Below are 10,204 nucleotides of genomic sequence, written 5' to 3'. Positions count from 1 at the left end.
AAATCGATTTGGGAATCCCAAACCGATTCAATCAGATCAAGACGCGCTCTAGGGCCGCCTTTTTCTTGCGTTGATAAAAAAGGGGCCCCCGGCGGGGGCCCCAACCGCGCTCCTGTTCTTACCGGCTGTAGAACAGGTCGCGCAGTGTCAGAGTTATTTGCGGGACATAGGTGATCACCATCAGGCAGGCAAACATCAGGCCCAGAAGGGGAAGAAGACGGGGCACGACCTTTTCGAACGCGACATTCCCAACCGTACAGGCGGCATAGACGTTGACCCCCAGGGGCGGCGTCACCATCCCCATGGCAAGGTTCACTACCATGATCAGTCCGAAATGGACCGGATCGATGCCCATCGAGATAGCCACCGGCACCAGAATGGGCGAGAGCACCAGGATGGATGAATTGGTCTCAACGAACATGCCGATGAACAGCAAAACCACATTGACCGCCAGCAGAAACAGGATGGGGTCGCTCAAGGTGTCGCGCAGATAGACACCGATAGCGTTGGGAACGCCGGCCCGGGTGATGAGATAGGAAAACAGCCCGGCAGCAGAAATGATGATCATGATCATTACGGTCGACATCACTGCCTTGTGAAAGATCGGGAAAAGATCGGGCAGGCTGATTTCCCGATAGATAAACATTCCGATCAAAAGCGCCGCGAACACCGCAACGATCGAGGCCTCGGTCGGTGTCGTTATGCCTGAATAAATCCCACCGAGAATGACCACGGGCAGGCACAGCGCCGGAAGTGCGCGCCAGCCCGCGGCAGTGACCGACAGCCGGTCTTCCTTGGCGACTTTGCCGAACCCTTTCAAGCGGGCATAGATCAGAACGCCAATGGTCATCACCGTGCCCACGAAAATGCCTGGACCTATGCCGCCTATAAACAGCTCGCCGATCGAGACTTCCGTTGAAACCCCATAAAGGATCAACGGAATGGAAGGCGGGATGATGATGCCCAACTCGGCCGAACTGGCCTGCAGTGCAGCCGCATAGGGACGAGGGTAGCCGTCACGGACGAGAGCGGGAATGAGAATGGCACCGATCGCGAACGTCGTGGCGATCGACGAACCCGAAACCGCAGCAAACATCATGCAGGTCAGAACGCAGGTGGCCGCGAGCCCCCCTTGCAGTCCGCCGATGATTGACTTGGCGAAATTGACAAGCCGCAGGGAAATGCCGCCCCGTTCCATGATCGTGCCCGCAAGAATGAAGAAGGGGATAGCGGCCAGGGGAAATTTGTCGATCGCCGTATACATTTCCTTGGGCAGGATGAGCAGGCTGGTGTTGGCGGTCATCAGGCCGATCGCGCCGGCCAGGCCGATCGACACGGCGATGGGGATCGACAGGACAAAGCCCAGGAGCATGACTCCGAGCATGAGGATAGCCATGAGCAATTACCTTAATGGACGAGTGTGAGTTCCTGGTCATCATCGGTGACCGGGTCGTGCTCGATAAATCTGGCGATGACAGCGACGGCCGAACAGAAACAGCCGATGGGAATGGCGATATAGGCCCAATAGACCGAGATGAAATCCAGTCCCAGAAGCGTCTGGCTGGCGCTGCGGTTGGCGTAGTCAAAGCCCCAATAGCCCAACAATGCCAGAAAGATCAGTACGACCAGGGTGACAAAGCCGTCATGGAGACGCCGGAACCGGGTGGGCAGAAGATGACGCATCATGTCTACCGCGATCATGGCGCCGGCCCTGAACACCAGCGCCGCACCTACAAACACCATCCATGCCAAGGCGATTCGGATGGTCACTTCGGTCCATTCGAGCGGAATCTTAAGGGCAAAGCGCGAGAGCACCTGCAAAAAGCCAAGACACGCCGCCACGGCCAGGGCCAGGACCGCGACAACCGAGATCACCGCGTTGAGCGCTTTGTCGAAGATGAAGAAATATCGTAAGGCCGCCTGCATCTACGTCGTCCTTGAATGAAATTGCCGGTATGCGGGCGCCGGATGGGCGCCCGCAGGAAAGCGGAAAGCAGAACTTATTCAGGCTGCCAGTCGCGGATCGCCTGGACTTCTTCGGCCCCGAACTCTTCCGCGAACTGCGCATTGACCTCCGAGAGGGCTGCAACGAAGGCATCACGATCAATGTCTTCGAGGATTTCCATTCCATCGGCGCGCATAGTTTCAATGGCGGTTGCTTCATCCTCGTCGACGCGAGCCCGATTTGCGGCTGTACCAGCCTGGGCAGCCTCGACGAAATGGGCCTGATCTTCTTCCGAAAGCCCATTCCACAGGTCAAGATTCATCAAGAACACGCAGGGCGAAAAAACATGTCCTGTCATCGAAAGGTACTGCTGAACCTCGTCGAAATTGTTCGATTCAATCACCGAAAGGGGATTTTCCTGACCGTCGACGACACCTTGCTGAAGGGCAGCGAAAACTTCGGGGAAAGCCATAGGCGTGGGCAGGATGCCGAACTCGCGATACGCGGCAATGTGGACCGGGCTCTCCATGGTGCGCAGCTTGAGACCGTCAAGGTCTTCAGGGCTTTCGATCGGGCGAATGTCGTTGGTCATATGCCGGAAGCCATTGTCGGCCCAGGCAAGCCCCTTGATGCCGTGCGATTCGAAACGGCCGAGCAACTCGTCGCCGATCTCGCTGTCGAGAACTCCACGGGCGTGCTCGTAATCGCGGAACAGGAATGGGATGTCCAGGATCGAAAGTTCAGGCACGAAATTGGGCACTGGGCCCGTCGAGGTGAAGGTCAATTCAAGCGTACCCAGTTGAACGCCCTCGATGGATTCGCGCTCCCCGCCCAGCGACCCGGCATAGAAGGTCTCGATCACATAGCGCCCTTCTGTGAGGCGCTCGACCTCCTCGGCGAACGTATCGATGGCGATGCCATGGTGACCGTCCTGGGGCATGGAAACGTTGATCCGCCAGACGGTCTGAGCCTGTGCTGAGCCGGCGGTCAATGCTATCGTTGCGACACCGGCCAGGGCAGCGCCCTTGATCCAACCTAAGTAATTCATGTCTTTCACTCCTCCAGATTAATGCTGCCCCGTGGCCATGCCGCTCCGGGCTGGCGGTCGGGTTGGAAGTAAGTCTTGAAGAAATAAAAGTAAACGTCAACAAAAAATCAATTAGTATTATGATACCACGATAGTATTAAACAAATATACTTTGACAATTACTCCGTGCGATGGCAATCGAAAAATCACCGAGCAGGAGTATGCGACATGATTTTGATGACCGCCCGCTATTTCATCAAGGACGGCGCCCGTGATCAGGTGTTGGCCGATCTCATAGAGATGAAACAGGAGATGATCCGTTCCGAACCGGGTTGCGTCAGCTACCAGGTCTGGGAGTCTCAGGAGCATCCCAATCAATTTCTGCTCTGCGAAGTCTATATCGACGAACCGGCGGCCGACGCCCACCGGCGCACCCCCCACTTCGAGCGCATCATCGCCGGACGCGTGGTCCCCCAGCTTGAAAAGCGCGAGCGTGAATTCTTCAACTTGTTGGTCGAATAAAACGGACCTGGTCAACTATAATAGTATGATATAAAAGTGTAATTTATAATATAAATAAACAACAATACTGTTTGACTCATTCGATAACAACATAAATGCTCGAGATGTTATTACGGTTCCTTTAGAGGAAAATGGGAGAGAGAAATGTACATTGCAACCAAAACCGGACTGGCCATGCTGATGGCCTGCGCCATGGCCGGCGGTGCGCTGGCTCAGGAAGAGTTCATCGCATCGGAATGGGAATATGGCCCCGCCTATGAGGCGGAAGGGGAAGTTGAGATCTGGAACAGTGCCAAGCAAAAGATTATGAATGGCGAAGATCTTGTCGGCGGCACGATCAACGAGCAGGATCCCCAGATCTACTGTGCGATGGCCAATGCGGGATACGACTTCACCTGGGTCGAAATGCAGCATTCCCAGACCAGCTGGGAATCGGTGGCCAATATGTATGCGGCCTGTCCGGACGCTCAGGCTGCCCATGGCGTCCGTCTCGCCTATACTGACGAGCGCGAAGCCCAGCATGCCCTTGATGCTGGCGCCATGGTGATTGTCTATCCAACGATCGATTCGGTCGAAGAGGCCGAGGAAGCGGTTTCCTGGGTCAAGTTTCCGCCCGACGGACGCCACAGCCGTGGCGGCGGCCAGCGCTGGAGCTTCTACAGCGACGTTCCTGGCGGTTATCGTGAAACGTTCAACGACAATGTCGTGGTCATCCTGATGATCGAAACGATGGATGGCGTCGAAGACGTGTACGAAATCGCTGAAGTCGAAGGTGTCGACGGGATCATGATCGCCAGTTCCGATCTCGGAAATTTCTCGGGCTACGCCCAGGGTGATGAGCAGTACGAGATGATCGTTGATCGCGTTCTCGATGCCGCACAATCGGCCGGCATTCAGGCCTGCGGCCCGCTGGGATGGCGCGCCGAGCGCGAGGGTTTCTCGTGCTTCCAGGCCGGAAGTGAAGGCTCGCTGATCCGCCGTGGTTATGAGGCGGAAATGGAAGCCACAGCGCGTCCCTGAACACTTGTTCAAACCGGACGTCGCGGAGTGTTGCGGCGTCCCTGTCACGTTGCGGGCCGGCCACGCTCAGAGAGCCGGCCCCTCTTTGCCACAATTTCATGTTGCGCCCCATCGGGGACCACAAGGAGTGAATCATGAACATCGGATTCATTGGAACGGGTATCATGGGTGCGCCCATGGCGGGCCATCTGCTCGATGCCGGACACAGCGTGCTGGTCTATGACCGCTCGGACACTCCGAAAATGCTGACCGAGAAGGGTGCAGTGCGCGCGCAATCCTCCCGCGCCGTGGCCGAACGGTCCGATGTGATCATCATCATGGTGCCCGACACCCCGCACGTACAGGCCGTTCTGTTCGACGAAGCCGGCGTCTTTGAGGGATTGTCGGCAGGCAAGATCGTCGTCGACATGAGCTCGATTTCGCCCATCGCGACCAAAGAGTTTGCCGCCCGCGTCGCCGAAAAGGGATGCGGTTATCTCGATGCGCCGGTTTCTGGCGGCGAGGTCGGCGCCCAGCAGGCGACGCTCTCGATCATGGTTGGTGGTAACCCTTCCGATTTCGACGTCGTCAAGCCGCTGTTTGAAACCATGGGTAAAAACATTACGCTGGTGGGAAGCGTCGGTGACGGTCAGACCGCCAAGGTCGCCAACCAGATCGTTGTGGGGCTGACCATCGAAGCGGTCGCCGAGGCCCTGCTTTTTGCCTCCAGGGCCGGAGCCGATCCCGCACGGGTGCGCGAAGCATTGATGGGCGGATTTGCTTCCTCGCGTATTCTCGAATTACACGGCGATCGGATGGTCAAGCGCACCTTCGATCCCGGCTTCCGGATTGAACTGCACCAGAAAGATCTCAACAACGCCCTGGATTCCGCTCGTAAACTCGACATGGCATTGCCTGCAACGGCACTGTGCCAGCAACTGTTCAGTATGTGCGCCGCACATGGCGGCAAGGCCTGGGACCACTCGGCCCTGATCCGGGCGCTGGAAATCCAGGCTGATCATCAGATCGGTTGAGCGTTGAGTTGGCGGGCGCCCGGCCATATACAGACGGCGAAGACCGTGTGGTGGGCGCATCGCAAGGGAGGGGAGGTCCGGCGATGCTTGCTGAAAACAAAATCGGCGATTTGAACGCCGAAGCCGTGTTGCGGCGTCTCTTCGACGCCGCCCTTCAAGCGGCGCTGCCGGACGGTAAGTTCCAAGACATTCTGCCCGAACGGCCCAAGGGGCGGACCATCGTTCTGGGCGCTGGCAAGGCTTCGGCCCGCATGGCCCGCGCTTTCGAAGAGGCCTGGGATGCGCCTGTCGAGGGACTGGTCATCACGCGCTATGGCCATTCGGTCCCCACGCGCCACGTCACCATCGTCGAGGCCGCTCATCCGGTGCCCGACGAGGCAGGGCTCAAGGCGACCCGCGATATCGTGGAACTGGCCAACTCGGCAGGGCCTGACGATCTCGTCGTGGTTCTGATATCGGGCGGCGCCTCCTCGCTGTTGACCATGCCCGCGCATGGCATTTCCCTTGCCGACAAGCAGGATATAACGCGCCAGCTTTTGCGCTCGGGTGCCCCGATCGGTGCGATGAACGCGGTCCGCAAGGCCCTTTCGGCGGTAAAGGGCGGCAAGCTGGCGCTGGCCGCTGCGCCCGCCCGGCTGGTCACCTACGTCATTTCCGATGTCCCAGGCGACGATCCGGCGACGGTGGGATCTGGCCCTTCGATTGTAGCGCCCAATGACATCGAGGAGGTGCGCTCTATCTTGCGGCGGTTCCGGATTGATATTCCAGACCATGCCGAAAGGGCGCTGTTCGCCAACGGATTGACCGATGACAAATCAACCCCTTCGCCCGTCCATATGATCGCGACGCCGCGCGCCTCGCTTGAAGCGGCGAGCCGGGAAGCAGAGGCCATGGGGATAGCGCCCGTCATCCTGGGAGATGCCATCGAAGGCGAGGCCCGGGAAGTGGCAACGGCTATGGCGGGCATCGTGCGTTCGGTGGTGCAGTACAACACACCATTCGCCCCCCCTTGCGTCCTGCTCAGCGGCGGCGAGACGACGGTGACCCTGCGCCCCGAGGCTGCAGGGCGTGGTGGGCGCAATTCGGAATTCCTCCTGGCGCTCTATCTGGCGCTCAAATCCTACGGTCGGGTCGCCGCCATTTCGTGCGATACCGACGGTATTGACGGCACTGAAGACAATGCCGGAGCCTGGTTCGATTTTGCCGCCGACCAGGTCGATGCCCACGATCCTGCCGGCCATCTCGATCGAAATGATGCCTATTCATTCTTCCGCAAGGCGGGACGCCTGGTGATCACCGGCCCCACTTACACCAACGTCAATGATTTTCGCGCCATCCTCATCAGATGATCCTGAGCGCCGGGTGGGCGACGGATGCGGGACACAAAGTCACGCTTGATCTTGCACATCCGGGCTGGCAAGCCTGAGCGAACCGATCCGCCTCAGGAAACCACCTATGTCACCCTCCGCACAGACCCAGCTCGATGCCCTTGATCGCCTTGCCGAAATCCTGGCCAACGGGGACCGTCCGGCCCTCTATGGCGCCGTTGATGCGGCGCTCAATGCCCTGGTCGGGCATAAACTGTTCACGCTCCTTCTGGTATTGCCGGGCGGCAAGGAAGTGCAGCGGTTCTGGAGCACGAACGCGGCGGACTATCCGCTCTCGGGACGCAAGCCCATGGGCGATACGCCCTGGGGTGATCTGGTCATCAGGCGGCATCAGCCCTTTCTCGGCCGGGACATGGACGCGATACGTTGGGCGTTCTTCGATCATGAATTGATCGCTTCGCTCGGATTGGGTTCGGCCATCAACGTGCCGATCATCGGCCAGAAAACCCTGCTCGGCACCATCGCCATTCTCGATGCAGAACATCATTATGATGCGGAAAAACTCGCCATCGCCATGCGGATCGCGCCCTATCTCGTCGATGCCTTTCGGAGCGAGATTGCCCAGTTGGGCTAGGAAAACAGCCAGCCGGCGAGGATGGCGGTCGCTATGCCGTTGAGGGCCATGGCAAGCCCGGAAAACGCGCCCGCCAGCGGGTCGACCTGAAGGGCGCGGGCGGTGCCGATGCCGTGTGCGCTCAGCCCTGCAGCAAACCCGCGCGCTGCATAGTCCCTGATCCCCATGGCATTCATCAACGGAGTGACGATGACAGCGCCGATGATTCCGGTCACGATCACAAAGACCGCAACGAGCGAACCATTGGCGCCGATCTGTTCGGCCACACCCACTGCAATGCCGGCAGTGGCCGATTTGGGGACCAGCGCCATCTGCAGCGTTTCGGGGAGTCCGAGCGCTTTGGCGATCAGTACGGCGGAAAACATTGCAAACGGTGCTCCTACGACAAGCGCCGCAAGGATGGGCACCGCCAGCTCCCGCACCCTTGCCCGATGCCGCCACAGCGGAATGGCCAACGCCACCGTGGCAGGTCCCAAAATGAAATGGATGAACTGGGCACCGTCGAAATATTCGAGATAATCCGTCCCCGTCAGACGCAGGATCGCAACGAGGACGCCAACCGAGATCAGCACCGGATTGACGAGGGGGTGATTGCCGCTGGCTTTGGCCAGCCGGCTGGCGAGCAAAAAGACCCCGATGGTCAGCGTGAGCCAGAACAGCGGACTGGCCGCCAAAAACACCCAGAGCCCGTCACCCATTGCCGCGCGCTCCAAAAAGCCGCCGGGCAAGGATGAACACCCATACGGTGACGGCCAACGTCAAAACGCTCGATACGACCAGCACGAGTGTCAGCGCCAACCCGTTGGCAGCCACAAGATCGAAATGCTGGGAAATTCCCACTCCGGCCGGCACGAAAAACAGTCCCAGCCAGCCGAGCAGGCTCTCGGCCGCGGTCTCAATCTGTGCGCCCACACTGCGGTCGCGTTTTGGAAGGTAGCGGGCGACAACCATTACCCCCAGCAGCAGCAAAATGCCGATCACTGGCCCGGGAACCGGTAGCGAAAGGGCCCGCGTGACGATGTCGCCGCCCAGTTGGCAGGCCAGGAGGACGAACAGCCCCAAAAGCATCAATGACTAGACCAGGTTTGATTTGTGCAGGCGGCCACGGGCCATGATCAAAGCCATATGCGCGCCATCGTCTCCGAGCAAGGAGATATCGGAAAGCGGGTCGCCATCGACAACGATCATATCGGCGGATGCTCCTTTTGAGATCTCGCCTGCCTCGCCTTCAAGCCGGCACAGTTTTGCACCGATCGTTGTCGCCGAGCGGATGATCTCTGCGGGCGAGAGCACCTTGGCAAGTAGCTCGAACTCCATGCAGTGATATTTGCGCAATTGCCCGAGAAGGTCCGAGCCGAATGCCATGGGCAGGCCGGCCTCTGCCATGATTTCGAGCGAGCGCAGCCCGCCATTGCGCACGATGTCGATTTTCTCGAATTCGGCGGCGCCGAGGCCCAATTGCTTGCCTTCGATAGCCAGCGCCTCATAGGCCACAAGGGTCGGTACCGCGATACAGCCCGCCTCTGCCGCCATTTGGGCGGTTTCCGCTTCGATCAGATTACAGTGTTCGAGCGAGTGGACACCCAGTTCCACGCAGCGCCGGATCGCCTTGTCGGTATAAAGATGGGCCGAAACGTAAAGCCCGGCGTTTTCGGCTTCCTCGACCATCGCGGCGATCTCGTCGCGCGAATACTGGATCGAATGGATGGGATCGTTGGGCGAGGACACCCCGCCATTAGCCATCACCTTGATAAAATTGGCGCCCTCCTTGATGAGCGTCCGGCAGACGGCGCGGACATTGTCGACGCCGTCGGCGATCAGCCCCATGGAGCCGACCCGGTCGGAAAACAGGCCCGGCCGATCGTCGGTGCGCTGGCGCAGGTCGGCGTGCCCACCGGTGGTGGTCAGGCCCTTGCCGCAGATGACGAGGCGCGGCCCGTCGATCAGCCCGTCCTCCACCCCGCGCACCAGCCCGATATCGGCGCCGCCAAGATCGCGCAGCGTGGTAAAGCCGCGCGAAAGCGCCTCGTTCATCACCCGTGCCGCGCGCAGCGCGCCCAATGAGGCGGGCGCAATCATATTGCCCCAAAGATCGAGCGTTTCAGCCACCACATGCACGTGGCAATCGATAAGGCCGGGCATGAGCGTACGGCCATCAAGGGCAATGGCCTGTGCGCCCTCGGGCGGGGTAATGCCAGGACCGATTTCGGCGATGCGATCGCCGGTAACGAGCACGTCCAGTCCGTCTTTTAGAATACCCTCGTGGGGATCGAGAAGTTTGCCGCCGGTAAACAGATAGCTGGTGGTCATGGGCGGTCCTTATCGGTGGTGACAGGCCACGAGCTGCCCGTCATCGCGTGTGGTCAACTCGGGCTCGTGCTTACGGCAGACTTCGCTGGCCAAGGGACAGCGGGTGTGGAATGCGCACCCCGACGGCTTGTTGGTGGCGCTGGGAATGTCGTCATTGGAGGCCGAAAACGTGTGCCGGGCTCGCGGATCGAGCGAGGGCGCCGAACCCATCAGCAATTCGGTATAGGGATGTCGGGGCACCGAGAAGATGGTCTTTTTGTCGGCGATCTCGACAATCTTGCCCAGATACATCACCGCGACGCGGTGCGAAATGTGTTCGACGACGCCCAGATCGTGGGAAACCGAGAGGTAGGAGACGCCAAGGTCGCGCTGCAAATCGGCAAGCAGGTTCAAAATCTGCGCCTG

At 59.5% G+C, this 10,204-nt stretch carries 12 protein-coding genes; 5 read left to right on the top strand and 7 right to left on the bottom strand.

The window, feature by feature from the left end; genetic code table 11:
• Positions 1 to 118: 118 nt before the first annotated feature.
• The 3 genes from AACZ55_RS13800 to AACZ55_RS13790 all read right to left on the bottom strand — a co-directional run bounded on the left by AACZ55_RS13800 (position 119) and on the right by AACZ55_RS13790 (position 2,993).
• Positions 119 to 1,396, bottom strand: a complete 1,278-nt coding sequence (locus AACZ55_RS13800; RefSeq protein WP_338608174.1) for a TRAP transporter large permease — start codon at positions 1,394 to 1,396, stop codon at positions 119 to 121.
• Between the two features lie 11 nt (positions 1,397 to 1,407).
• Positions 1,408 to 1,926, bottom strand: coding sequence for a TRAP transporter small permease (locus AACZ55_RS13795; protein WP_338608173.1), 519 nt, complete (start codon positions 1,924 to 1,926; stop codon positions 1,408 to 1,410).
• A 74-nt stretch (positions 1,927 to 2,000) separates the two neighbouring features.
• On the bottom strand, positions 2,001 to 2,993 hold the full coding sequence (locus AACZ55_RS13790; protein ID WP_339646991.1) for a TRAP transporter substrate-binding protein: 993 nt from the start codon (positions 2,991 to 2,993) through the stop codon (positions 2,001 to 2,003).
• Between the two features lie 207 nt (positions 2,994 to 3,200).
• On the opposite strand from AACZ55_RS13790, the gene AACZ55_RS13785 reads away from it, so the two are divergent.
• The 5 genes from AACZ55_RS13785 (at position 3,201) to AACZ55_RS13765 (ending at position 7,489) form a co-directional block, all read left to right on the top strand.
• Complete coding sequence (locus tag AACZ55_RS13785; protein ID WP_338608171.1) at positions 3,201 to 3,494, top strand: putative quinol monooxygenase; 294 nt, start codon at positions 3,201 to 3,203, stop codon at positions 3,492 to 3,494.
• Between the two features lie 144 nt (positions 3,495 to 3,638).
• Positions 3,639 to 4,514, top strand: a complete 876-nt coding sequence (locus AACZ55_RS13780; protein ID WP_339646988.1) for an aldolase/citrate lyase family protein — start codon at positions 3,639 to 3,641, stop codon at positions 4,512 to 4,514.
• Between the two features lie 131 nt (positions 4,515 to 4,645).
• Positions 4,646 to 5,527: a 2-hydroxy-3-oxopropionate reductase gene (locus AACZ55_RS13775; protein WP_338610759.1), complete on the top strand. Its 882-nt coding sequence runs from the start codon at positions 4,646 to 4,648 to the stop codon at positions 5,525 to 5,527.
• Positions 5,528 to 5,610: 83 nt separating this feature from the next.
• Positions 5,611 to 6,876: a glycerate kinase gene (locus AACZ55_RS13770; RefSeq protein ID WP_339646985.1), complete on the top strand. Its 1,266-nt coding sequence runs from the start codon at positions 5,611 to 5,613 to the stop codon at positions 6,874 to 6,876.
• A gap of 106 nt (positions 6,877 to 6,982) precedes the next feature.
• Positions 6,983 to 7,489 carry a GAF domain-containing protein gene (locus AACZ55_RS13765; protein WP_339646982.1) on the top strand — a complete coding sequence of 169 codons (507 nt, stop codon included), beginning with the start codon at positions 6,983 to 6,985 and terminating at the stop codon, positions 7,487 to 7,489.
• Here the strand turns inward: AACZ55_RS13765 and AACZ55_RS13760 are convergent.
• The 4 genes from AACZ55_RS13760 to AACZ55_RS13745 all read right to left on the bottom strand — a co-directional run.
• Complete coding sequence (locus AACZ55_RS13760) at positions 7,486 to 8,187, bottom strand: LrgB family protein (protein ID WP_339646980.1); 702 nt, start codon at positions 8,185 to 8,187, stop codon at positions 7,486 to 7,488. The genes AACZ55_RS13765 and AACZ55_RS13760 overlap by 4 nt on opposite strands.
• Positions 8,180 to 8,557: a CidA/LrgA family protein gene (locus AACZ55_RS13755; RefSeq protein WP_339646979.1), complete on the bottom strand. Its 378-nt coding sequence runs from the start codon at positions 8,555 to 8,557 to the stop codon at positions 8,180 to 8,182. Before AACZ55_RS13755 ends, AACZ55_RS13760 begins: the two co-directional genes overlap by 8 nt.
• Positions 8,558 to 8,563: 6 nt before the next feature.
• Entirely contained in the window at positions 8,564 to 9,799 is a 1,236-nt protein-coding gene (locus tag AACZ55_RS13750; RefSeq protein ID WP_339646977.1) for an amidohydrolase family protein, read from the bottom strand.
• Between the two features lie 9 nt (positions 9,800 to 9,808).
• Positions 9,809 to 10,204, bottom strand: a 396-nt coding sequence (locus tag AACZ55_RS13745) for an oligopeptide/dipeptide ABC transporter ATP-binding protein (protein ID WP_339646974.1), incomplete at its 5' end; no start/stop codon positions are given.

Source organism: uncultured Pelagibacterium sp. (assembly GCF_963972885.1).
Lineage (GTDB): Bacteria > Pseudomonadota > Alphaproteobacteria > Rhizobiales > Devosiaceae > Pelagibacterium > Pelagibacterium nitratireducens.
Note: the sequence above shows the minus strand (reverse complement) of the source record. Positions and strands in the feature narration are given on the sequence as shown.